Annotated in this window: 32 protein-coding genes; 13 read left to right on the plus strand and 19 right to left on the minus strand. The window is 70.3% G+C overall.

The genetic code is table 11. From position 1 onward, the window contains the following. Positions 1–101: 101 nt before the first annotated feature. Positions 102–917, minus strand: coding sequence for a helix-turn-helix domain-containing protein (locus OHA17_RS08930; RefSeq protein WP_406505615.1), 816 nt, complete (start codon positions 915–917; stop codon positions 102–104). 63 nt (positions 918–980) lie between these two features. Between OHA17_RS08930 and OHA17_RS08935 the strand changes: the two genes are divergently transcribed. Then, a complete protein-coding gene (locus OHA17_RS08935; RefSeq protein WP_406505617.1) occupies positions 981–2,207 on the plus strand; it encodes an MFS transporter in 1,227 nt (408 codons plus the stop codon). A gap of 19 nt (positions 2,208–2,226) precedes the next feature. On the opposite strand, the gene OHA17_RS08940 is transcribed toward OHA17_RS08935, so the two are convergent. Next, entirely contained in the window at positions 2,227–2,355 is a 129-nt protein-coding gene (locus OHA17_RS08940; protein WP_406510668.1) for a tautomerase family protein, read from the minus strand. A gap of 190 nt (positions 2,356–2,545) precedes the next feature. Next, positions 2,546–3,442 (minus strand): LysR substrate-binding domain-containing protein, encoded by an 897-nt coding sequence (locus OHA17_RS08945; RefSeq protein ID WP_406505619.1) that lies wholly within the window; start codon positions 3,440–3,442, stop codon positions 2,546–2,548. 146 nt (positions 3,443–3,588) lie between these two features. On the opposite strand from OHA17_RS08945, the gene OHA17_RS08950 reads away from it, so the two are divergent. Continuing rightward, positions 3,589–4,248: a LysE family translocator gene (locus OHA17_RS08950; RefSeq protein WP_053725817.1), complete on the plus strand. Its 660-nt coding sequence runs from the start codon at positions 3,589–3,591 to the stop codon at positions 4,246–4,248. A 193-nt stretch (positions 4,249–4,441) separates the two neighbouring features. After that, positions 4,442–4,885: an SAV_915 family protein gene (locus tag OHA17_RS08955; RefSeq protein ID WP_406505621.1), complete on the plus strand. Its 444-nt coding sequence runs from the start codon at positions 4,442–4,444 to the stop codon at positions 4,883–4,885. Positions 4,886–4,891: 6 nt separating this feature from the next. Here the strand turns inward: OHA17_RS08955 and OHA17_RS08960 are convergent, their stop codons facing one another. Beyond that, on the minus strand, positions 4,892–6,034 hold the full coding sequence (locus tag OHA17_RS08960) for a winged helix DNA-binding domain-containing protein (RefSeq protein ID WP_406505623.1): 1,143 nt from the start codon (positions 6,032–6,034) through the stop codon (positions 4,892–4,894). A 218-nt stretch (positions 6,035–6,252) separates the two neighbouring features. On the opposite strand from OHA17_RS08960, the gene OHA17_RS08965 reads away from it, so the two are divergent. Further along, complete coding sequence (locus OHA17_RS08965; RefSeq protein WP_406505625.1) at positions 6,253–7,431, plus strand: magnesium and cobalt transport protein CorA; 1,179 nt, start codon at positions 6,253–6,255, stop codon at positions 7,429–7,431. 28 nt (positions 7,432–7,459) lie between these two features. Here OHA17_RS08965 and OHA17_RS08970 read toward each other — a convergent pair whose 3' ends face one another. The 4 genes from OHA17_RS08970 to OHA17_RS08985 form a co-directional block, all read right to left on the minus strand. Further along, the gene (locus OHA17_RS08970; protein ID WP_406505627.1) at positions 7,460–7,639 is read right to left on the minus strand and encodes a hypothetical protein; all 180 of its coding nucleotides are present in this window, start codon (positions 7,637–7,639) and stop codon (positions 7,460–7,462) included. A 334-nt stretch (positions 7,640–7,973) separates the two neighbouring features. Then, entirely contained in the window at positions 7,974–8,333 is a 360-nt protein-coding gene (locus tag OHA17_RS08975; protein ID WP_406505629.1) for an ANTAR domain-containing protein, read from the minus strand. A gap of 274 nt (positions 8,334–8,607) precedes the next feature. Next, positions 8,608–8,775, minus strand: a complete 168-nt coding sequence (locus OHA17_RS08980) for a hypothetical protein (RefSeq protein ID WP_406505631.1) — start codon at positions 8,773–8,775, stop codon at positions 8,608–8,610. 34 nt (positions 8,776–8,809) lie between these two features. Beyond that, a complete protein-coding gene (locus tag OHA17_RS08985) occupies positions 8,810–9,166 on the minus strand; it encodes a PRC-barrel domain-containing protein (protein WP_406505633.1) in 357 nt (118 codons plus the stop codon). A 307-nt stretch (positions 9,167–9,473) separates the two neighbouring features. Between OHA17_RS08985 and OHA17_RS08990 the strand changes: the two genes are divergently transcribed. The 4 genes from OHA17_RS08990 (at position 9,474) to OHA17_RS09005 (ending at position 11,381) form a co-directional block, all read left to right on the plus strand. Further along, entirely contained in the window at positions 9,474–9,641 is a 168-nt protein-coding gene (locus tag OHA17_RS08990) for a hydrophobic protein (RefSeq protein ID WP_398877274.1), read from the plus strand. Positions 9,642–9,733: 92 nt separating this feature from the next. After that, a complete protein-coding gene (locus OHA17_RS08995) occupies positions 9,734–9,907 on the plus strand; it encodes a CsbD family protein (RefSeq protein ID WP_406505635.1) in 174 nt (57 codons plus the stop codon). A gap of 52 nt (positions 9,908–9,959) precedes the next feature. Continuing rightward, positions 9,960–10,322 carry a PRC-barrel domain-containing protein gene (locus OHA17_RS09000; RefSeq protein ID WP_406505637.1) on the plus strand — a complete coding sequence of 121 codons (363 nt, stop codon included), beginning with the start codon at positions 9,960–9,962 and terminating at the stop codon, positions 10,320–10,322. Positions 10,323–10,526: 204 nt separating this feature from the next. Beyond that, positions 10,527–11,381: a hypothetical protein gene (locus OHA17_RS09005; RefSeq protein ID WP_406505639.1), complete on the plus strand. Its 855-nt coding sequence runs from the start codon at positions 10,527–10,529 to the stop codon at positions 11,379–11,381. A 9-nt stretch (positions 11,382–11,390) separates the two neighbouring features. Here the strand turns inward: OHA17_RS09005 and OHA17_RS09010 are convergent, their stop codons facing one another. Both OHA17_RS09010 and OHA17_RS09015 read right to left on the minus strand, forming a co-directional pair. Then, entirely contained in the window at positions 11,391–11,795 is a 405-nt protein-coding gene (locus OHA17_RS09010) for a DUF1003 domain-containing protein (protein ID WP_406505641.1), read from the minus strand. 286 nt (positions 11,796–12,081) lie between these two features. Then, positions 12,082–12,348 carry a hypothetical protein gene (locus OHA17_RS09015; RefSeq protein WP_406505643.1) on the minus strand — a complete coding sequence of 89 codons (267 nt, stop codon included), beginning with the start codon at positions 12,346–12,348 and terminating at the stop codon, positions 12,082–12,084. A 331-nt stretch (positions 12,349–12,679) separates the two neighbouring features. Between OHA17_RS09015 and OHA17_RS09020 the strand changes: the two genes are divergently transcribed. The 3 genes from OHA17_RS09020 (at position 12,680) to OHA17_RS09030 (ending at position 14,109) form a co-directional block, all read left to right on the plus strand. After that, positions 12,680–12,886 carry a hypothetical protein gene (locus OHA17_RS09020; protein WP_406505645.1) on the plus strand — a complete coding sequence of 69 codons (207 nt, stop codon included), beginning with the start codon at positions 12,680–12,682 and terminating at the stop codon, positions 12,884–12,886. Between the two features lie 198 nt (positions 12,887–13,084). After that, positions 13,085–13,702, plus strand: coding sequence for a hypothetical protein (locus OHA17_RS09025; protein ID WP_406510669.1), 618 nt, complete (start codon positions 13,085–13,087; stop codon positions 13,700–13,702). Further along, positions 13,702–14,109 carry a hypothetical protein gene (locus OHA17_RS09030; RefSeq protein ID WP_406510670.1) on the plus strand — a complete coding sequence of 136 codons (408 nt, stop codon included), beginning with the start codon at positions 13,702–13,704 and terminating at the stop codon, positions 14,107–14,109. Before OHA17_RS09025 ends, OHA17_RS09030 begins: the two co-directional genes overlap by 1 nt. A gap of 20 nt (positions 14,110–14,129) precedes the next feature. Here OHA17_RS09030 and OHA17_RS09035 read toward each other — a convergent pair whose 3' ends face one another. The 5 genes from OHA17_RS09035 to OHA17_RS09055 all read right to left on the minus strand — a co-directional run bounded on the left by OHA17_RS09035 (position 14,130) and on the right by OHA17_RS09055 (position 16,520). Then, a complete protein-coding gene (locus OHA17_RS09035) occupies positions 14,130–14,294 on the minus strand; it encodes a hypothetical protein (RefSeq protein ID WP_406505647.1) in 165 nt (54 codons plus the stop codon). A 383-nt stretch (positions 14,295–14,677) separates the two neighbouring features. Next, a complete protein-coding gene (locus OHA17_RS09040) occupies positions 14,678–15,106 on the minus strand; it encodes an STAS domain-containing protein (protein WP_406505649.1) in 429 nt (142 codons plus the stop codon). Between the two features lie 222 nt (positions 15,107–15,328). After that, on the minus strand, positions 15,329–15,601 hold the full coding sequence (locus tag OHA17_RS09045; protein ID WP_398877286.1) for a hypothetical protein: 273 nt from the start codon (positions 15,599–15,601) through the stop codon (positions 15,329–15,331). Between the two features lie 110 nt (positions 15,602–15,711). Next, positions 15,712–15,942, minus strand: a complete 231-nt coding sequence (locus OHA17_RS09050) for a hypothetical protein (RefSeq protein WP_406505651.1) — start codon at positions 15,940–15,942, stop codon at positions 15,712–15,714. A 5-nt stretch (positions 15,943–15,947) separates the two neighbouring features. Continuing rightward, positions 15,948–16,520, minus strand: a complete 573-nt coding sequence (locus OHA17_RS09055; RefSeq protein ID WP_406505653.1) for a DUF5994 family protein — start codon at positions 16,518–16,520, stop codon at positions 15,948–15,950. A 318-nt stretch (positions 16,521–16,838) separates the two neighbouring features. Between OHA17_RS09055 and OHA17_RS09060 the strand changes: the two genes are divergently transcribed. Together OHA17_RS09060 and OHA17_RS09065 are read left to right on the plus strand one after the other, a co-directional pair. After that, a complete protein-coding gene (locus tag OHA17_RS09060) occupies positions 16,839–17,321 on the plus strand; it encodes a DUF5994 family protein (RefSeq protein WP_406505654.1) in 483 nt (160 codons plus the stop codon). 213 nt (positions 17,322–17,534) lie between these two features. Continuing rightward, the gene (locus OHA17_RS09065) at positions 17,535–17,672 is read left to right on the plus strand and encodes a hypothetical protein (protein WP_406505656.1); all 138 of its coding nucleotides are present in this window, start codon (positions 17,535–17,537) and stop codon (positions 17,670–17,672) included. Between the two features lie 25 nt (positions 17,673–17,697). Here OHA17_RS09065 and OHA17_RS09070 read toward each other — a convergent pair whose 3' ends face one another. Genes OHA17_RS09070 through OHA17_RS09085 form a run of 4 tightly spaced genes read right to left on the minus strand, consistent with a single transcriptional unit; the run spans position 17,698 to position 21,892 of the window. Then, positions 17,698–18,528 (minus strand): ANTAR domain-containing protein, encoded by an 831-nt coding sequence (locus OHA17_RS09070; RefSeq protein WP_406505658.1) that lies wholly within the window; start codon positions 18,526–18,528, stop codon positions 17,698–17,700. A gap of 11 nt (positions 18,529–18,539) precedes the next feature. Beyond that, entirely contained in the window at positions 18,540–19,403 is an 864-nt protein-coding gene (locus OHA17_RS09075) for a GAF domain-containing protein (protein ID WP_406505659.1), read from the minus strand. Positions 19,404–19,427: 24 nt separating this feature from the next. After that, on the minus strand, positions 19,428–21,293 hold the full coding sequence (locus OHA17_RS09080; RefSeq protein ID WP_406505660.1) for a CheR family methyltransferase: 1,866 nt from the start codon (positions 21,291–21,293) through the stop codon (positions 19,428–19,430). Next, complete coding sequence (locus OHA17_RS09085) at positions 21,293–21,892, minus strand: chemotaxis protein CheB (protein WP_398877293.1); 600 nt, start codon at positions 21,890–21,892, stop codon at positions 21,293–21,295. Before OHA17_RS09085 ends, OHA17_RS09080 begins: the two co-directional genes overlap by 1 nt. Positions 21,893–22,050 lie beyond the last annotated feature (158 nt).

Here is a 22,050-nt window from a genome sequence, read left to right on the forward strand (position 1 = left end):
ATCAGCAACAGCTGTCAAGTGGGGAGTCTGGTACCTACCGACGCCCGCAGCGGCCGAAACCCCGAATTGACCTGCTGGAACCGCCGATCGAGGCCGGCCCTTCAGCGCAGCCGGCGCAGGGCCGCCTCGGAGTCGGGGCCGTCCGGCAGGTAGGCGAGGAAGTGGTGGCCGGGTTCGTCGACCGCGGCGAGCTTGACCGAGCGAAGGCGCAGCTCGCCCGCCGCCGGGTGCCGGAAATGCTTGACGGCCGGGCGGAAGGCGGCGGTCTCCCGCTCGTCGAGCCAGCGCGCGGCGCAGGGGTCCGCGCGGATCGCCTCGATGATCTCGGCGTACCGGGGGTCGTCGGGATGGTGGGCGGCCCGCGCCCTGAACTGGCCGAGCAGCGACCGGGCTTCGGCCTCCCAGTCGGCGAGCAGCGTCCGGCACGGCGGCCAGCGGAACACCAGCCACAGCATGTTGCGCCGCTTGGGCAGCAGCCGGGCGAGATCGGTCAGGAGGGCCGCGTACGAGGCGTTCCACGCGAGCAGGTCCCAGTGCGGGTCGATGACCATCGCGGGGTGCGGAAGCATCGCGTCGACCAGGGAGCGCAGGTTCGGCGAGACCCAGCTGGCCGGGGCGGCGCTCGGCGGCGGCGCGTCCTCGACGAACGACAGGACGTGCGCGGTCTCGGCCGCGTCCAGACGAAGCGCCCGCGCGAGGGACCGCAGCACCTGCTCGGAGGTGCGCACCCGCCCCTGCTCCAGCCACGCGTACCAGGAGGCGCTGATTCCGGCGGATTCGGCGACCTCGGCGCGGCGCAGGCCGGGGGTGCGGCGGCGGGGCGCGGCGGGCAGTCCGAGGGCGTCCGGGGTCAGGCGCTCGCGGCGCGAGCGCAGGAACGCGCCGAGTTCCGCGCGGGGGTCCGGTGAGTGCGTCACGGTGTGAGTGATGGTAATCGGTTGAGCCCACACAGCCGTTGGCACCCCTGCTGAGCTGGGGGCATGACCACTTCACCGCCCCGTGGGGGGCTGCTCTGCGCCGCCGGGTTCGTCAGCAACTTCGACCGTTTCTCCATCGCGCCGATGCTGGTGCCCATCGGCTCCGCGTTCGGTGTGCCGCTCGGCACGGCCGCGCTCGCCGCGAGCGCGTACACCCTCGGATACGGGCTCGCGCAGCCCGCCTGGGGGTTGGCGAGCGACCGGTTCGGCAGAGTGCGGGTGATGCGCCTGTCGCTCGCGGCGTCCGCCCTCGGAGCACTCGCGTCCGCGGCGGCGCCGGGGGCCGGGTTCCTCGTCGCGGCGCGGGGATTCACGGGGGCGTGCTTCGCGGCCGCCATCGCGGGCTCGCTGACGTACGTGGGTGACACGGTCGCGCCCGACGGACGGCAGCGGGCGCTCGGCACGCTGATGACGGCGTTCGCGCTCGGCACCGCCCTTGCCACCGTCGTCGCCGGGGCGCTGGCCCACTGGGTGAGCTGGCGCCTGGTGTTCGCGCTGCCCGGACTGCTCGCCGGGTATCTGGCGCTCACCCTGCGCCGCCTGCCCGAACCGGAGCTCGCGCCTCGCGCGGGCGGCGCGCTGCGCACCGTCCTGCGCTCTCGCTGGCAGTGGTACGTGACGGGGGTGGCCCTCCTCGAAGGAGGCGTGCTGCTCGGCTGCTTCACCTATCTGCCGCCCGCCCTGGAGTCGCTCGGCGCGGGCCCGGCGACCGCGGGCGCGGTGGCGGCGCTGTACGGGGTGGCGGCGATGGGCGGGGCCCAGGTGGTGCGGCGGCTCGCGGGCCGGCTCGGTCCGGTCGCGCTGATCGTGGCGGGCGGCGCCCAGCTGACCCTGGCGTACGCCGTCGCCGCGCTGCACCCGTCCCTGGTGACGCTCGGGCTGAGCGCGCTGCTGCTCGGCGGCGGCTGGGCGTTCCTGCACTCGACGGTGCAGGCGTGGGCGACCCTGCTCGTGCCGACCGCCCGCGCGACCGGGGTCGCCTTCTTCGGCGTCGCCCTCTACCTGGGCAGCGCCCTGGGCACGGGACTGGCCGCCGAATCAGCCCAACTGGGCCGATTCCAGGGCCTGTTCGGCGTGGCGGCCGTCGTCTCCGTACCGCTGACGGCCCTCGCGGCGTACGGCCGGCGTCGTTACGGGGACGGCGGCCCGCCGCGCCGGGAGGGTGCCCGGCGGGCGGCGGGCCTGCGGCCGTCCGACCCCCGTACGGACGGCCCGGCCCGGCGGCGGTGAACCGGGGGTGTGTGCGTGGCTACTTGTCGGCGGTCAGCGTGCCCGCCGCGCCCCAGCTGTCCGTGGGGACCTCGTGGATCCACACCTGGACGGTCTCGGCCGGGATCTTGTACGCGTCGACGAAGGCGTCGGTGACGCGCTTGACCAGTTCGCGCTTGAGCTCGACGTCGCGGGGACCTGCTGAATGGTGACGATGGGCATGGCCAACTCCTTGGCAGGCGGCGGCTTCCCGGCCTTTCCGGGTCGCTCACCGGCGTGCCGCCAGTCCATCGGATCCGCCGGGCCCGACCAAGAAGCAGACCGCGACCGCAGCGATCAGCTTTCGTGATCGTTACTGGTCACGGGCTTGTGGTCGAGGACGTCATGGAGGTCTTCATGGAGGTTGAGCACGCCTTCAGGAGCAGCTCGACGGTGGCCGGTATGTGGTCGGCACCCACTGCCAGACCAGTGGGCAGTGCGAGGCCGGGGGCGCGTACCGGGCGGAAGGCGACCCGGGGGCTGTGCAGCACGCGGGCATGGGCCGCGTACACCACGGTCCACAACTGGCCGAGTCCGATGGTGGCCAGGGTGTCCTGGAGCGAGCCGCCGACCGGTCCCGGTACCGGCTCGAAGCCCGCGGTGTGGCAGGCGCCCACGACGAGGTCGACGAGCGCGGGGTTGTTGCGCCGGGCGGTGATGCACAGGGGAAGCGCGGCCAGGTCCGAGAGCGCTATCTCGTCCTGGTTCGCGAGCGGATGCGCCGCGGGGAGGGCCACGACCAGCGGGTCTTCCCACAGGGGCAGGATGCGCAGGCCCGGCGCGGGCTGCGGGGAGCGGACGAACGCGGCGTCGAGCCGCCCGTCGGCGACCTGGGCCAGGCGGTCGCGGGTGGGCGCGGAGACCAGCTCGACGGCCGTGCCCGGGGCGATCTCGGCGAACGCGCCGAGCACCCGGTCGAGGTGTTCGCCGAGCCCGGCGCTGGTGCCGAGCCGCAGGGTGGCGCGCTCGCGGACGGCGGCCCGGGCCCGCTCGGCGGCGGCCAGGACCTCGCGCGCCTCGGGCAGCAGCCGCTCCCCCGCCCCGGTGAGCCGCACGTGCCGGGGCGAGCGGTCGAAGAGGTCGGCCCCCAACTCCCTTTCAAGGCGCCGCACTTGCTGACTGACTGCCGACTGGACGATGTGCAGCCGCTCGGCGGCCCGCCCGAAGTGCAGTTCCTCGGCGACGGTGACGAAGTAGCTGAGCTGCCGCAGTTCCATGCGGGGACTGTATCCAGGCGGTTGGCGGCCTCTCCCGTGCGGGCGGCGGGCAGCGGGGCCGCTCGGCCCGACGGTATGGGCGTAGGTCACGTATGGGATGTCCATGCCCTGGGCGCGCGCCACACAGGTGAGGTTGAATGACAAACATGGTGTCCACCGATCGCTTCCTCGCCTTCGCCGCGATGTCCCTCCTGGTGATCGTGATCCCGGGACCGAGTGTGCTGTTCGTGATCGGTCGCGCCCTCGCGCACGGCCGCCGCACCGCGCTCGCGACGGTTCTGGGCAACGTGCTGGGCTCGTACGTGCTGGTGGTCGCGGTGGCGCTCGGCATCGGCGCGCTGGTGGAGCGTTCGGCGTCGGTGTTCATGGCGGTGAAGCTGGCGGGCGCCGCATATCTCGTGCTGCTCGGGGTGCAGGCGTACCGGCACCGCAAGGACATGCGGCTCGGGGTGGCGGCCATCGGCGAGACCGTGGCCGCGGTCCGGCCGGCCCACGGCGATCTGCGGACCGTCGCGGACGGCGTCCTGGTGGGCGTCACCAACCCGAAGGGCATCGTGTTCTTCGCGGCGGTGCTTCCGCAATTCGTGGACCACACGGCCGGGCACCTGCCCTCCCAGATGCTGCTGCTCGGCCTGATCCCCATCACCATCGGCCTGATCACGGACACCCTGTGGGGCCTGGGCGCGGCGGCGGCGCGCGGCTGGTTCGCCCGCTCCGAACGGCGCCTCTCGCTGATCGGCGGCGCGGGCGGCTTCGCGATGATCGGGCTCGGCGTGACGGTCGCGGCGACGGGGCGGGCCGACTGACGCGCTCGGGCCGGCTGGGCCCTCGGCCCACCGAGGGCTCGTGTGAGCCCGCGGCCGCCCGAGCGAGGTCCGCCGCCACCCGGTGGGATGAAGTTCTCGTACGGGGCCGCCGCCACCCGGTCGGCCGACCCTCCCGCGCCGACCTGCGCCAGGAGGGCGTCAAAATCCGGGGCGTCGGGGTCAATGCCGCGTCATGGCGCGAGAACGGGCCGGTGCCGGGGGCATAACTTCGGGCGTACGGGCGCATGACGCGTACGGCATCCACACTTCCGCACCGGAGGACACCATGGACAGCCTCACCATCGAGGACGCCGACCCCGAAGAACGCCGCCCGGCAGGGCCGCTGTACGTGCCGGTTCGGCTCGGCTCTGCCGGAGGACACCAACTGCGCTTCCTGCGCGACGAGTTCGGCGCACGCACCGCCGTCGGATTCACCAGCCCGGACCGGCTCAACGCCGTGCTGGGCGGCGACCAGAGCTGGATCCGGCTAGCCGAACCCGCCCTGCGGGCGCTGTCGGCGCCGCTCGGCGTGACCTTGGTGACGGTCGACCCACTGCTCGCCCCGCCCGCCCCGCGCAGGCGGCACGGCCAGAGCGCGGCCGCCTGCGCCCGCCGGGACCACGCACTGAGCCGCTAGCTCTTCTCATCTCCGGCTCACGAACTCACCGAACCGTACGTCGTAAGAGGTGGCCGAGGCCATGTCGGCGAGCAGCCGCGCACCCTCCTCGGCCACCGCGGCGCGCTGGGCGGTGCCGAGCGCGCCGAACAGCTGAACCGTGAGGAGAGTGGGGGTGCCCTTCCGCTCCTCGATCCGCCAGATCCCGGCGAGGAAGCCGTCGACGAGCAGGGTGCAGTGGGCCTGGTTGCCGGTCCAGCTGCGGCCCTTGTACTCGGGCGGAACGACCCGGCCGCGGTCGGCGTGCGAGAGCAGCAGGTTGTCGAACTCGGGCAGGAAACGCGGCGGCGCCGGGGTGTCCTCGTCCGGCCGGACGGCGTCCGGCAGGTCGAAGAGTTCGACGCCGTTCTCGTCCCGGAACACCGCGAGCCGGGGCCGCAGCCGCTCGAAGGCGGCGCCGAGCCGGGTGAGCCCGGACCAGGTCTGCATGTCCTTGACCGAGGCGGGCCCGAACGCGCCGAGGTAGCGCAGCACCGTCTCGTCGGCGGCGGGCACGGGCCGGGGCGAGCGGCCGAGCCAGTGCTCGACGCTGGTGAGCGCGACCGGCCCGCTGCGGCCCCACACCCCGCGCGGGGTGACCTGGACCAGCGGGACCACACAGCGGGCGGCGAGGGACAGCGCCAGGGGGTCCGCGTCCGGCCACGCCGTCAGGAGTTCCTCGCGCAGCTCCTTCATGGTGTGCGGCCGCTCCTCGACCAGCGTGCGGACGATCCCGCCGAGGCGCTCCAGATCGACCCCGGCGAGCCCCTTGCGGAAGGTGTTCAGCTCCCGGTCCCGGGCGGCTTGCACGAGCGGGCGCAGCGTGAGCGCGTCGTCGGCGGTGTGCGTGTGGATGGTGGACCGCAGGGTGACGATCCGCACCACCTCGCGGGCCTCCATGAGCTCCGAGAGCGCCTGCGGCCGGAATCCGGCGAGCCGCGACCAGAGGGCGAAGTACGGCGGCTTCACGTTCTGCGCCTGGAGCCCGAGGAGGTGAGCGACGGCGCCCTTGGCGGAGAAGGCGTCGCTGCGCCGCAGCAACAGCTGGCGGTCGAGGGTGGCGCGGTTGAGGGCGCGGCGCGAGAGGACGGGGTGGTCGTGCCGCGCGCTGGTGCCGGTCTTGGAAGCCATGCCGAGCACGGTACTCACCCAAGAGGACAGATCCTGTCCGCATTGCCCCCGGAGGGCACCGGCCCCCTCCGGACCACCGGGCCGGTGCCATTTGAGCCGTATATCCTGCCCAGAGGCATTCACCAGTGGCATTCAGAGATGTCCCGGGCCATTCCGAGGGCATGCAGGCGAACGTTTCGACCGCCCGCCGGGCCGGTTGCAGAGCGGGAGGTGAGATCGTGCCCGAGCGACGGGCCCGCCCCGCGCGGCCGCCGAAGAAGCACTCCTGGCGCAGGCAGCCCCCCGCCGGCGCCCCGGCCGTCGCCGAGCCCGCACCTCCCACGGCCGACGACGGGAAGTCCGCCCCCGGCGACGTACCGGCGGGGAACGGACGGGCCGGCAGCATCGTCCAGTCCGCCCTGTACCGCGACGGCCGGCACATCGCCTCGCCGGGCTCCCTGGCCGAGACGTTCCGCCAACTGCGGGAGACCCCCGAGGGCATGGCGTGGATCGGCCTGCAACGCCCGTCGGAGTCCGAACTCCTTTCGCTGGCCGGCGAGTTCGACCTGCACGAGCTGGCCGTGGAGGACGCCCTGGAGGCCCACCAGCGCCCGAAGCTGGAACGCTACGGGGAGACCCTCTTCGTGGTGCTGCGCGCGGCCCGCTACCTGGACGCCCCCGAGGAGGTGGACTTCGGCGAGCTCCACGTCTTCGTGGGCCGGGACTTCGTCATCACGGTCCGCCACGGCGCGGCCCCCGACCTCTCCGCGGTCCGCCGCCGCATGGAGGAGGACCCCGACCTGCTGGCGCTGGGCCCGGAAGCGGTCCTGTACGCCATCCTGGACGCGGTCGTGGACGGGTACGCGCCGGTCGTGGCGGGGGTGCAGAACGACATCGACGAGATCGAGACGGAGGTCTTCCGCGGCGACCCGGAGGTCTCCCGCCGCATCTACGAACTCTCCCGGGAAATGGTCGAGTTCCAGCGCGCCACCCGCCCCCTGGTCGGCATGCTGCACGCCCTGATGGCAGGCTTCGCGAAGTACGGCACGGACGAGGAACTCCAGCGCTACCTCCGCGACGTCGCCGACCACGTGACCCACATCAGCGAACGAGTCGACGGCTTCCGCCAGGCCCTGACCGACATCCTCACGGTCAACGCGACGCTGGTGACGCAGCAACAGAACGCGGAAATGCGGGCGTTGGCGGAGGCGGGCTTCGAGCAGAACGAGGAGATCAAGAAGATCTCGTCTTGGGCGGCCATTCTGTTTGCACCCACGTTGGTGGGAACGATCTACGGGATGAACTTCGACAACATGCCGGAGTTGAAGTGGGCGGTTGGGTATCCGTTCGCGATTCTGCTGATGGCAGCGGTGTGCGTGAGCCTGTACTTCATCTTCAAGCGGCGGCATTGGCTGTAGCCGGCAGCGCGAATCCTCTGCGCCGGCTTCATGTCGGAACAACACGGACAGCCCCGTCCTCTTGCCGTCCCGCCATCTCGTGCGGATGGACCACGATCTCGGTGATCGCGAAGACGTGACCGGATGCGGTGAGCTGCTCGATGCGTTGTGGCAGTGGTCCGTGGAATCCGCGCCACCAGGTGCCGTCGCGTCGTACGGGGACTGGCATGGCGGCGCTCCCGCTCTGGGCGTGCATGCGCGGGGAGGGATCAACGTCCGTTCCGACGGCCCGAGTTCCGGACCTGGTCCCCGTCGATTCCGTCGAGGGACGCGCCGGACGGTCCGCTTCCGGCGGGGCATCGTGGCCAACTGCCGTGCTGCTGCCGGGGTCTGGGACGTCCCTTCAGCAGCATGGCCCCGGAACGTACCGGCGGCGGAGCGCGGAGGTCCTGGGTTTAAGGACCGGGCGGCGGGCTACCCGTCCGAATGTCCGACAGGCATGCCGGGACGAAGGGCGCCGGCGGGTTGAAGACACAGCCCCCGGCGTCGCACCGCAAGCGGCCTCACGCCCGCTCCGCCGGCCGGCAGCGGCGCAGTGCAAGACGCAGTGCGCGGCGCAGCGCGGTGGGAAGCGGCTCGCCCTCCGCGGTGGCGACCAGGGCGGTCGCCACGTCACGGAGCTTGACGTTGGAGTGCTGCGACACGTCGACCAGGACGTCCCATGCCTTGCCACACGAACACGGCGCGAGAACCATCACCATGCCGCGCGCCTGGTCGATCGCGGCGCGGCTGTCCAGTGCCCGGCGCAGCTGGGCACATTGGACGCGCAGTTCGAGGACTTCCGCAGTCAGCGCGGCGTCCCCCGCCGCGGCGAGGGGCACGGCGGAATGCTGTTCCTCGTGGATCGCGATCGCCTCGTGCACGGTGCACCCCCTGGCGCGGTCACCTGTGATGCTCGCGGTCCTGGTGGCCACGGAAACCGGAATCGTCACCGCGGTCCCACCACGATCACGGCGGGCCTCCCGGACGTGGACCAGATCATCGCTGCCGGGGACTGGGGCATCGCCCAACAGCGTAGCCCTGCCCCATGGTGCGGACACCTGCCGATGCCGGCTCGGCATCTGTTCAGACCTCATCGAGCTGCCGATGGACCGGCCCGGATCGAGATCGGGAAAGGGTCGGGGGCCGGACGTATGGTCAGCGCACCCGGCGTCGGCCGGAGCTCCGCCGGCGAGCGGCGAGATGGACGAGCGCGCCGGCGAACAGCACGATCGCGATGAACAGCAGATACAGCAGTCCGTGCGCGAGCACGCCGATGACGCCGAGCACGATCGCCGCGATGACCAGGAGCAGGAAGAAGACCATGACGCGGATGCCTCCTCGGCCGGTGCCAGGCGTTCTATCGGCGGGCGAGCTGCCGCTCACCGCCGGCACCGGGTTGGTAGGTCAGGCCGTAGTGCGCGAAGACCGCCTCTTCGTCCTCGGCGGGCAGCACGTCGTCCGTGCCGATCGCCGGGCACTTCTTCACCAGCGCCTTTCCGTAGGCGACCTTCACATAGCCCGGCCCGACGATCGCGTCGTCCAGGGGGACGAAGACCAGGCGGTGCCGCGTGGGCAGACCGACCTGCACCGTGGCCATCGCCGGCTCATCGGTACGGGTGTCCACATAGACCGCCTCCAACGAGCCGATCCTGTGCCCGTCCGGGTCGACGACGCCCTGAGTGCGCCACTCACGGATATCCGCAGCCTGGATCATCCTCAACCCCTACGCCCTCGACGGTGACTCCGGGTTCACTACTCAAGTCTGCTACCGCCCGTCCACCTGCACCATAGGACGGGAAATCAAGCGAAGGCGTCCGCCCGGTCCGTCACAGCGCCGGAAACTGCGGTGTCCGCCATGCCGGCGTCGCGGAGCCATTGACAGGGCATGCGGCGCGGCGTTGAGTGGCGGACAGGGCGCTGGGCCATGACGCTCCGGGAATTCCGGGCGCGGCCTCCCGCCACTGGCTTCGCCGGGACCCCGCGGAACGCAGAGTGCACTCCTGCGAACCGGAGGTTCGGCCGTGCTTCTCTGGATCGTTCTGATCGTGCTGGTCCTGGCGTTGTTCGGGTTCGGCTTCACGATGCACGTCCTGTGGTACGTCGCCGCGGTGCTGCTGGTTCTGTGGGTCATCGGATTCTTCATGCGCGGCCGTATGGGCTCGGGCCGCTCCGCCGGCAGCCACCGCTGACCCCCGCCTGCCCGTCCCCTCATCTGCGGGTCGGGCGGCCCGCGCCGGGAGGCTTCTCCCGGCGCCTCACCGAACGAGAAGAGGGACCGTCAATGGGCCTCGCCGACAAACTCAGGAACAGCGCCCAGTCGCTCACCGGGCGGCTGAAGGAAGGCACCGGCCGAGCCATCGGCAACAGGCGGCTCAGGAGGAAGGGCCGCCGTGAGCAGGCCGGTGGCGACCTGAAGCAGGCCGGAGAGAAGGCCAAGGACAGCTTCCGGCACTGAGCACCGATCGAGCGTCCCACTCACCCAGAACCATTCGCGAAGGAGTACCTCCGTGGACGAGAACGTGTGGGCATACCGGCCCGTGGCCGCCTACCAGTCCGGCATGGATCTGACCGGCTTCAAGGTCGAGGCGAGTGACGGCAGCATCGGCAAGGTCGACAAACACTCCGAGGACGTCGGCGCCTCGTACATCGTCGTCGACACCGGAACATGGATCTTCGGCAAGGAGGTCCTCCTGCCGGCCGGGGTCGTGGTGCGCGTCGACCCGAAGGAAAAGAAGATCTACGTCGACCGCACCAAGGACCAGATCAAGAGCGCCCCCGAGTTCGACAAGGAGAAGCACCTCGGGAACCCGGACTACCATCAGCAGGTGGGCACCTACTACGCGCACCCGCGTCCGCGACCGATGATGTAGGGCGACCGGCCTCCCCGCCAAAACCATGCTCCGGGTGCCCGGCCCCACTGGCCGGGCACCCTGCCGTCGGCCGGGCAGGTGGCGCTGCGGTCCTTCCCGCCGGCCTTGGAGGTGCAGCATGGAGAGGGGTGAGAATCTCAGCTCCCCCGGGTGCAGCTCCAGGAGCTGGACCGCGCTGAGCTTCGCAGTCGGGACGGAACGCAGATGCCTGTTCAGAGGTATACGGCACAGGAGATCGTCCGCAAGAACGTGCAGCGGAAGGCCACCGGGATGACCCGCGAGAAGGTGGCGGCGGAGACCAGGACGGCGCAAGGCTGGGAGCGCGGGACCGAGCGGGGCCCGCAGGAGCTGGGAGGGCTGGAGCCGGGGCGGCTGGAGTCACTGCGGCTGGCGCGGTGGAAGCATACGGAGTGGCGCCGGATCAGCTCTGTGATGGCCGAGGAAGCGATGGACCTCTACACGCCGGAGCGTGATTCCAGGGTGCAGGAGTTGGAGCTGCGGCGTCTGGAGAGGGTGGCGGCCGAGGCCGAGGCCGCGGAGCGGGAGGGGCGGGGGCCGGTCAAGGTCGAGGAGAACCGGGTCTACCGGGTCGTGGCGGAACGCATCAGCGCCTCCCTGCCTGGTGTCTCGTCCATCACCGTGCACCTGGAGGCGCCGTCGGTGGCCGAGGCCGCAATGTTCGCCCTGCGGGAGAATGAACGAGAGGGCGGACTGTACGGAGTCGGCCGGTACCGGATCATCCGCGTGGAAGAGGACCTGCTCGGCGCCGATGGCGAGCTGGAGGCACTGCGGGCCTTCGTCCAGCGTGCGGCGCGCTCGGCCCGCGCCCACAGCACCGCGCGCCGCCGGGCCCTGGAGGCGCTCGGGGAAGCCGGGAACCTGTGCAACGCCACCACGATCCACTCCCCCTCCGGGGTCAGGGTCACCTGCACCCGGGAAGCCGGCCACTACAACCCGCAGGACCCACCGGCCCGCGGCCGCCCGGGCGGATGGCACATCGCGGACACCACCACATGGACCGACGACGAAGCGGAGTCCACCCCGCACCGACCGGCCTGACCCCCCGCCTTACCGCTGCTCGGGTTCCGCCATCAGCCGGCGGTGGAGTTCGGCGGTCATCGTGTGGATGGCCCGGGTCAGCTCGGTGTTGGTCTTGAGCTCCAGTTCCTGCTCGACGAAGTCGTGATCGGCTTTGGCCTGCTGGAACTCTGCCTGCCGATTCTGGCCGATCATGACGAACGTCGACAGGAAGATCGCTTCCAGGGACACGACGAGGGTCAGCGTGGGCCACGGGCTGGACTCCACGAACAGCATCCAGACCGCGAAGCCGACCGCGTGGAGATACACGAACATCATCGAGCCTGCGAACTTGGTGATCGCATCAGCGATGCGCAGCTGGATGTCACCGGCACGGCTGGATTGATGGGCGACGACGACCGGGTGGTGCCGCGTCGCGCTGTCGGGTTCGCTCATCCGCTCCTGCCCGCTTCCCTGAGTCGACGCTGCCGCCGCGCCTGATGGCGCTGGATGATGTCAGACAGTCCGAGGGACAGTCTGCGTGTGCTCCTCGGACGGGCGCACAGGATCAGCCGAACTGGTCGCCCCGGTGAGCCGGTTGGACGGCTCACCGGCCACAGCGGCCAGGCGGCAGCCACCGCGCCGGGCGGGGGCGGTCAGTGCTGCACGATGCCGCGGACGTGGCCGATGTTCCCGCAGTCCGCGGGCAGCGCCTGGTCGATCGCCGTGCGACTGTCCACGGTCACCCGTGGTGCTCGCGGTCGCGACGGTCCTGGCGGAGCCGCCGGCCCCGGCGGTCGTACCGGCGCCCCCACCGGTCCTCGCGGTCCCGGTAGTCACGGTAGTTACGGAACCCGGCATCGTCCCCGCGATCCTGTCCGCCGTATCCACCTCGCCGGTGACGGAAGAGGCCGAAGACCACCGCGGCGCCGAGCAGCACCCACCACAGGGCATTCAGGAATCCGAGACCGAAGAGGGCCATGACCAGAAGAACGAGCAGCACGGTCACGGCGGGCCTCCGGACGCGGAACGGATCATCGCAACCGGGGACTGGGGCCTGGCTCAACAGCCTAGTCCTGTACGGAGGTTGCGAATACCCAGCGTTGGCGGCTTGACGTCTGTTCAGACAATGCGGGCGGCGCTAGCGTGCGCGGAGCGGCCCAGGACCCCGGCAGCGTCGAGCAGTTACCGCGCCCCCCTTACCGGAGCGCACCGCGCGCATCGGCGCCGGCACCCTCGCACCATGTTCCCGACGCGGCCTCGATGCGCCTCATCCGGGCGGTACGGCAGGACTCCGCTGTCACCGGCCCGAGCGCCATTCCAGACAACAGGCGGTACCCATGTACGCGCTACTGTTCCCCGTTCTGGCTCCCTTCGTCCTGCTCGCCATGCTCATGGGCCTGTCCTGGTGGGAGGATCACCTGCTGCCGCCGGCGACACCGCAGGAGGCGGCCGCCGAGCCCGTGCGTGCTCCCGCCGTCCTGGTTCCGGATCGCGAACCGGCCCGTATCGCTGTCGCGTTGACAGGGCAGGGCGCCCGGAGTTGACTGGCCCGTACGGCGTCGGGCTATGCCGTTCCGGATCCCCCGGACGACGCGCCCCCCGTTCTGTTTCGCCCGGACCCCGCGGAGAACAGGACTTGCGGCCCTGTGACTGCCGGAGGCCCCGCCATGATCGTCCTCATTCTCCTTCTCCTGCTCGTCCTGCTGCTGCTCGGGGTCGGCTTCACCATGCACGTCACGTCGATGTTCGCCATCGTGATGATCGCCGTGGTTGTCGTGATCGGGGCCGCGGTCCTCTTCATCGGGTTCGGCCGACGCGGTGGCGAGCGCGGGCTGAAGCGCCGCTTCGGCCCCGAGTACGGCCGAACCCTGGCCCACCACCACGGCAATGCCAAGGCCGCCGAGCAAGAACTGAGCGAACGCGTACGGTTGTACGGATCCCTCAAGGAGCAGCGACTTCCGCCCGAGGCCCGCGAGCGGTACGTCGCCCAATGGGCCAAGATCCAGGAGCAGTTCGTCGAGTCGCCGCACCAGGCGGTCGCCGAGGCCGACGCGCTCCTGGCCCGACTGGCCGAGGACCGGGGATTCCCGGGCCGGGAGCAGTTCGACGAGCAACTGACCGCGCTCTCCGTCCACCACGCCGACCAGGTCCACGGCTATCGCGACATGCACACAGCGGTCCGCGGCCGGAGCAGCACCGAAGAGATGCGCGAGGCCATGGTCGAGGCCCGCGGCCTCTTCGCCGCACTAACCACCGAACAGGTAGCCGACTCGGGCCGGCACCGCACGCAGTCCCCCGGCGACCACAGCCAAGAGCCCACCACGCACGGCCGACACCAAGCAAAGGGAAGTGGCACGTGATGCTGTACGACTCCGAACGCGCGAGGCAACCCGCGACCGAAGGCCCGGATCCCACCAAGCAGCACGCCCCGCGGACAACTGGACCACAGCCGTCCCAGGCGCCGGGCGAACCGTTCACCGGCGCCGCGGGCTCGGAGCAGCGGCTGCTGCCGGCGGGCGAACGGGACAAGCTGGCCGTCCGCCTCCAGCAGGCCGTCAACAACTTCGTCGACAGCCCGCGGCACGCCGTGGAGGAGGCCGACGGCACCGTCGCCGAGATGGTCACCCTCCTGACGAACGCCCTCGCGGAACGGCAACGCACCCTCCGCGCGAACTGGCAGAGCCAGGACACCCAAGCAGAGACCGAGGACCTGCGCATCGCCCTGCGGCAGTACCGCGAGACCGCAGAGCGGCTGCTGGCCATCTGAGCAATCGCGACCTCTGTGGTTCAGCGGCCCGGTACGGCGAAGCGCAGAATGCGGGTCCAGGTGGAGGCGTACTGCCGCCACAGGGGGCCGACGCTCTGCGGGACGCCGTACTTGCCACAGAGTTCGCGCACGCGCGGGAGTTCGCGCACGCGCGGGGCGATCTCTGCATAGCGGTTGCTGGGCACGTCGGGGAAGGCGTGGTGCTCGATCTGGTGCCGAGGTTGCCGCCGAGGATGTGGAAGAGGGGTCCGCCGCCGGTGTTGGCCGAGCCCTGGATCTGCCGCAGGAGCGCACATCGAATGTACGGAGGTCTCCCGTGCCGGCCGGGTACCCGAGGCATTGATGAACACTCGGGCCGACCGACGGCCTCTGCACCCCTGGTCGGGGCGTTCGGAGACCAGGAGGCGCACCATGACGCCAACGCACGTACGGCGACAAGGCCATTGCTGGGAATGGGGGGGCAATCCCTCCCAAGGACGGGGTGGAGGAAGCCGGGGCCGGCCATGGCCAGCCACGAAGAGGATGCGAGCGAAGGGCAGTTGACGGCCTCCACGGGTTGGCGGAGTGTCTAGGCCGCTTCGCGGAGATCCGGCCTCGTCGCCTCGGTGGCCGAAGTCCTGGCCGGCGTGTCGAGAGTGGGAAAGACCTGGAAGAGCCGGATCAACCCGCTGGTGCCGAGCGCCTTGGCAACGGCGGGGCTCGGGGCGACAAGGCGCAGGCTGCCGCCGAATGAGCGGGCCCGGCGGGCGGTGGCGACGATCAACCCGAGGCCCAGGGTGTCGCAGGAGGTGACGCCCGACAGGTCGAGGACCAACCGGATTCCAGGGCCGTGGGACACCCGCAGCAGGCGCTCGCGCAGTCCTGGAACAGTGGCGAGGCCAAGGCTTCCGCTGACCACGACGACCACTTGGTCCGCGTCGACACCGGTGGGCGCGGGTTGTCCGTCCGGAACGGATACAGGCAGCGACGGCGAGGAGCGGCCGCTCCGTACAGGCACATGTGTGCCCACCGTCTCAGGGGGCGAGCGGAGCGCGTCCGCGGGGATGGGAGAAGTTCTGGCACCTCTGGACACCGTGCGCCTCCTCGGAGCGGATCCTCACGCTGCCGGGGACTGGGGCCGTGCCGACAGCCTAGTCCCGCCCCTGCGCCGCGAACAGCCCAAGCCACGTACCAGCGCTACGGCACTTGAACGTCGAAGACACCCTGGCGACGCCTCGGCTCAGCCGCGCTCCTCTTCCTCGGCCTCCATGAGCCGGATTCCCTGGTGGGTCAGCATGACCATCGCGGGTATGTTGCCCGGGTCCCAGTCGACGGTGATCAGGCCCTCACCCGCCAGATAGGTGCAGGCAGCGGCCAGATCCTGCTCCGGGACCTGAAGGGTGCTGCAGATCATTGCGCCGGTCACGCCGAGAAGGCGATTGCCCTCGGTGGCTTCGTACAGGGCTCGTAGAACCTGCTCACGGTAGGTCTTCCGCTCGCGCAGTGTCGCCATGACCGCGTCCTCTCGTGCGTGGAGTGGTTGGGTGGGCGCCGAGGCGGAAGGCCGGCGGGCGGGACGCCTGAGGCGTCCCACTCGCTGCCCCGGTCAGATGGCGGTCCGGGTCATCGGCCTGTGCCGCCGCGGCCGGCGCGACCGGTGGTGTCGGTCGGTCGACCGGGAGCTGCCGGTGTGTGCCTGTGGTGCTTCCTGCTTCGTCGGCCGACACCCGGCAGCGCGTCGCCGAAGTGGTAGGACGCGATCCGCGCATGGTGCTGGGCATTGAGCAGTTGGACGAGGCGCACTCCCAGGCCGGTCATGACGATGATCGCCGCGATGAGGATGACGGTCTCCATGTTCCTCACCTCCACGTGTCCGTGGGGGGAGGGCCGAACCGGCATCCCATCGGGTACCCGAAGGGGGACATGCACGCCCCGCCTTCGGTCTCCCAGGCGTCTTCCCTGCCCCGGGCTTCGACGGCACTGCCGGTCACGGCTTCGGCGGTCAGCAATGCGGCGGCGGTGAGAACGCTTCCCGGGATCGCGGCGGCGGACATCAGCCGGGCCGCGGCGGCCGGCTCGGTCTCCGGCGGGATCACGAGAAGGTCCCAGCGGCCGACCCTGCGGGAGAGCAGGATCATTTTGTCGGGGTCCTGCTCGGTGAACCAGCCCACGTGCACGGTGTGCCCGGCGACGGGCACCCTGTGCGGGATCACGGGCCAGTGAGTGGGGTTCACCGTGACGCGGGTGATGCGCTCCCAGGTCTCGTCCAGGGCATCGAGGAGTGCCGGAAGTTCGGCGTCGAGGTTGCGGGAGCGGGGCCACCAGGCGCCGTCGAGCTGGCCGGCGAGCGTGGTCTTGGGCGTGAGGGACAGCCGTGCCGGAAGCGGTGGGGCAAGGACGCGGACTGCTGTGCTGTCGACGGTGATGGTCATGGCGCGGACCTGCCCCCGGGCCCGTCTGCGACAGCCCGGTGCTTATGATCGCCGGAAACGACATCCGCGTGGGAGCGGGCGTACGAAATGCTCCCGGTTCCTTCACTCTACTCCGGTCCAAGGCTCCCGAAGCGGCCGTGCGACCAGGCATTTTCCGGGAGATGGCGGGCAGTCCGGACGGGCGGTGCCGAGCCGCACGGCAGGCACCGGGAGTACCGTGAATCAAGGGCGGCATTTCACCGGCGACCATCGCGGTGCCGACGTCAGTACGGGCGAAGGACGATGTGTCGCCGCACCTCGCGGGCAGGCGAACCGATCATGGCTGAATCCGACACCTCCACTCCTGCGAAGCTGCTTCCGGACGCCATTCACCATGCGGTGAAACCCGGAACGGCCCTCCTCCGGCTGGAGACGACGCAGTCCCGTGAAGGACTCCTGGACGGCGCGTGGTGGCCTCGGTCCCGTGACATCGCGGCGGAGCTGCCGGCGCTGGTCAGCGCGCTGACCGAGCACCTCGGCCCCATCACCCGCGTGGGCCTGGACGCCACCGCCTGGAACGAAATCCCGACGCGCCTGGTGATCGACGATCGGGTCGTACACCTCGACTCCTTCCCGGTCGGTGACGACACCGTCCTCATCACCCGCGGTCACAACGACCACTTCGCGCTGCTCGTGGTCCCTCCGCACACGAGCGTCGAGGCCGCGCGCAACGCCATGGCCCGTGCGGTCCACGCCGACAACACCACCCAGGCCACACAACTCCTCATTGCCACCGCCCCCTCGGAGCAGCCGGCTCCCTGACACCCGCCGCGCCGCTCAAGCGGGTGGCAGGGCCGAAGGTGTCCGCGCCGGACGGCGAGCCAAGAGTGAAACCCGGCCAGATGCGGGATATGCCAGAGCCATGTTCCCTCGGAGCGGAGAGAGTGGAGACACGGACCCCACGGTCCTCCAACTCCAGGGACTGGCATGACCGACTCGCCATCAGAAGACCAGCGCAGGGCCATCGCAGACATCGTGACCGCGGTACACGACGGCCGGCAATGGCGCGTCAGCATCCTGCTCGACCGCTTCGTCACCGAGGCCGACCTGCCCTCCCTCATGGCGCTGCGCCAAGCCCTCGCCAACGACGTTGCGCGGCAGCGCCCCTGCTGACCCGGGGGCATTACCGGCTCGTGCGTCAACCGTCGTGCGCCGCTCCCGTCGGCCGTTCCGGCAGGGTGAGGCCCGCCCCGACAGGCCCCGGCGCCGCGGGATCAGGGCTCGTCGCCTGCGGCCTCCAAGGATCCGGCCAGTCCGGAATCGGGCGCCCCTCGACGACATCGCGGGCCACCTCCGCGATCCTCAGGTGACGGGACCGTGTGTAGCGGCGCAGCAGGTCGAAGACCGTGTCCATGGGGAGACCCATGCGCGTGGCGAGGATGCCCTTGGCCTGTTCGATGACGATCCGGCTGGTCAGAGCGTGTTCCAGCTGAGCGCTCAGGGTGCGGCTCCTGGCCAGCTCCCGTTCCCTCACCAGAGCGACTGTGGCTGCGTCGGCCAGCGACTGCCCCAGGGCGAGGGCATCCGCAGAAAGCGGGATCGATGTGATGCGCAGCAGGACGAGTGCACCCACCAACTCGTCGTGCCATCGCAGGGGCAGCGCCGCGACCCCCGCGAACCCCAGCGCCCGTGCTCGTACGGAGTACTGCGGCCAGCGCAGCCGGGCCCGTGTCTCTTCGAGAGCGGTGTCGGGCAGGGGCTCGCCCGCACGGTGACAGTCGTGGCCGGGTCCCTCCCGCCAGTCGGCCGCATCCAGTTCCAGCCGTTCCACACCCGGATCCGAGGCTCCCGCCCGGACGCCTTTGTGCGCGTCGGTGGCGACGAGCACTGCCCCCGCGGCGCCGGCGCCCATCAATTCAACGCTGCGGTGCGCCAGCGTGGTCAGGAAGTCCGCGGAGTCGAAGGCATCGCCCCGGGACTGGGCGAGCATCACGAAAGTGTCGGCCAGTCGCTGGTCCGGCGTGGGCATCGAGCTTCCCCTCAGTAGTGGAGCTTCAGATCTCCGGACACGATGCGGCGCGCCACCGACTCCGGGGGCTCTCCCCAGCTGAAGGCCCGCGCCTTGATGAGCGACAGCGCATTGCCGAGCGAGCAGTGGATCTGCTCGGAGAGCACTCCGGCAGCTTGGTGCACCACCGCCCGGTGGTCCGTTTCGCCGTACAGGCCGGGGTCGGCATCCGGGCCGAGGAGCATGCTCTCGGCCAGGGCATCGGCCACCTTGCCGAAGACTCCGGACTCGGCGAGGCCGGGCCGGGGATCGAAGACCGTGAGCGCCCCGACGCAACCGGCCTGCGACTTCAGCGGCAGTGCGACCACCGAGGCAAGTCCCAGCTCGGCGAGACGCGCGCCGTAGCCGGGCCAGCGCTCCTCCATCGCGGGTCCCGAAGCGCACACCGTCCGACGGCTCTGGGCGGCGTCCCGGGCCGGCCCCATGCTGAGCACGAACTCCAAGTCCTGTGCGTTTCGCGCGAGTTGGTCGGACGCGGCCAACGCGAGCTGGGCCATGTCGGCCCCGACCAGAGTGAGAGCGGCGCTGGAAGTGCCACAGGTCTCCGCAACGGCTGCCATGAACAGATGCCGGGCGCCGCCCCCCTCCGACCGGTCCGCCAATCCATGGGCGTACCTCTTCTGGAGCTGCGCCGCGATGAGATGACGCTCGGCGACCCTGCGGTGCATCGCCGCCATGGTCACATGGAACTCGCGTCCCGTCTCCTCCGCCAGCCGCTCGTGCCGCTCGGCGGACGCCCTCTGGCGCGCCGCACGTTCGGCAGCGAGAGCGGCCCGCCGCAGCGCGATGCCGATCTGCCCGTCTGCCGGGTGTGAACTCCCGCCCTGTGCGGTCATGTTCTCAGCGTACGGCTTCCGGCGTCAGCCGCCGGCCTCATTCCCGATGTCTTCCATCAGGAGTACGACGCCTCCGTTGTGGCCGTCGAACGGAGAGCAGACCACGGCGCAGTTGATGCTTCTGCCAATGCGATTGACGGCGGGAACGTTCACCGGCCCCGCGCGTTTGCCCGATGCGATGCACCGCTGGATGACGTCACGCAGTTCAGTGGTGGGCAAGCCGAAGTCCAGCGCGAAGAAGTGCACGTCGTGCACTTCGTCCGCGCGCAGCCCCCAAAGGTCGACCGCCCCCCGGTTCCAGCTCTTCACCTTCATGTCCGCGGACAGCACCACCACGCCTGCCGCGATGCTGCCGACCACGCCCTCCAGGAACGCCCTCGCCTCGTCGAGATCATCGGTACGCAGCCGCATCTCGTCGTTCATGGTCTCAAGCTCTTCATTGCCCGACTGGAGTTCTTCGTTGGTGGTCTCCAACTCCTCATTGGTCGACTGGAGTTCCTCGTTGGTGGTCTCCAACTCCTCGATGCTCGACTGGAGTTCCTCGTTGGTGGTCTCCAACTCCTCATTGGTCGACTGGAGTTCCTCGTACGCCGTCTCAAGCTCCTCGCGGACCCGCTTGACCTCGGCCTTCAGCTGGGTGGCCAGCGTGACATCGGTGAACGTGACGTTGATGGCGACCGGCAGGCCGGGGCCGTTGGGGATCGGCTGGATGAGGATGTCGAAGTACTGGACCTCGTCACCCATGCGCCGTTCGGCGCTGTGGACCCGCAACGTCCGGCGCTCGTGCGTGGCCTGGTCGATCAAGGAACGGAGCTCGGTGGGCCGGTAGGAGAGTTCCAGGTCCTGGAAGGGACGGCCCACGTCATTGGCCGTGAGGCCGAAGTGGGAGCGCGCCTGGCTGTTGATCATCACGACGATTCCCTCCGCGTCCAGGGCCACGGCGGCACCGGGAGTCGCGTCGAGGATCAGGTCACGCAGTTGCCGGACGCGGGTCGCCGTCTGCATCTCCATGCCCATGCCGGCTCTGATCTTCACCGGCGCCGCGGTGTACGGCGGAGTGCTCTCGCCGGGGCGCCGCCGGAAGATCCGCTGGCGGATGCTGATCGCCTCGAACCGGTCGCCGTCGTTCAGCAGCATCTCGGCCTTGCCGAGGAAGAGGAAGCCGCTCTCGCGCAGGGCGAAGTGGAAGCGGTCGATGATCTGGCTCTGCGCCTCCACGTTGAAGTACATGAGCGTGTTGCGGCACACGAGCAGGTCGAGCCGGGAGATCGGGGCGTCGCGGGTGATGTCGTGCCGACCGAAGATCACCCGTCGCCGCAGATCGGGACGGAAGAGGTACTGGGTACCGCTCGGTTCGAAGTACTTGTCGCGCAGCTCCGTGGAGAGCGATTCCAGGGACTTGGCCGGGTACAGCCCCGCGCGAGCCTGGCGCAGCGCCTCCTCGTCGACGTCCGTGGCGTAGATCTTGACGCGATTCAGGCTTTCGTCGAGACCGAGTGCCTCCGCGAACATGATCGCAAGCGAGTACGCCTCCTCACCGCTGGAACAACCGGCACTCCACACCCGGATCTCGTCCTCGGGGGCAACGTTGGTGATCACCTCCGGCACGACCTCGCGCTGGAGCAGGGCCCATGCCTCCGCGTCCCGGAAGATCGAAGTGACGTTGATCAGAATGGTGTTGAACAGGGTGCGGAACTCGTCGGCGTCCGTCTCCAAGAGGTCCTGGTAGTCCGCGTAGTCGTGGACACCGGCATCCCCCATCCGCTTGCGGATCCGACGGCCGAGCGTGGAGCGCTTGTAACCGGTGAAGTCGAAACCGCGGGCGTCGCGAATGAAGCGGAGCAGGTCCTCCAGGCCTTGATCTGTCTCGGTCGCGGCTGACTCGCTCATCACTGCCTCTTGGTCTCGACAAGTCCACGGATGACCGCGGCGATCTCCTCAAGGGGCAGCACGAAGTCAACGGCCCCCGTCCCCACCGCCGACTGGGGCATCCCCTTGAATTCCGCGGTAGCGGGATCCTGGGCGATCACCGTGCCGCCCCGCGACTTCACCGCGTCCACCCCCATCGCGCCGTCACTGCCGGTGCCGGTCAGCACACAGGCGATGGCTCGCGGCCCATAGGCACCGGCCACCGATTCGAAAAGGAGGTCGGCGGAGGGACGCAGGAAGTGGACGAGTTCACTCTGGGACAACGACAGGGTGCCTTCCGGCCCGACGAGGAGGTGGCGGTCGGGCGGGGCCACATAGACGACCCCCGGCTCCGCGTGCTCCCCGTCCTCCGCCAGCTTGACGGGCAGGGACATCCGGCGGGCCAGCACCTCGGCGATGACGGTCCTGTGCCGCGGATCGAGGTGCTGGACGATCAGCACGGGTACGGGAAAATCGGCTCCGAGAGCGCCCAGAAGCACGCCAAGACCATGAATACCCCCGGCCGAGGACGCAACAGCAACGATGTCGTACCGCTCCGCCGAGTACTGTTCTGCTGTCACACACCGAGCCTAGCGGACCCCGGGGCTCTCACCCTGATAGTGGATACCGGCTGTCAGCGGGGGTGATCGACGTGGCCGATCCCTGTTCGTGGATGACGGGTGCGGGGGTACAGGGCTCCCCTTCCTCGTACCCCCGCGCCGGGCCCTTGGGGGTACCC

Source organism: Streptomyces sp. NBC_00212 (assembly GCF_045206365.1).
GTDB lineage: Bacteria > Actinomycetota > Actinomycetes > Streptomycetales > Streptomycetaceae > Streptomyces.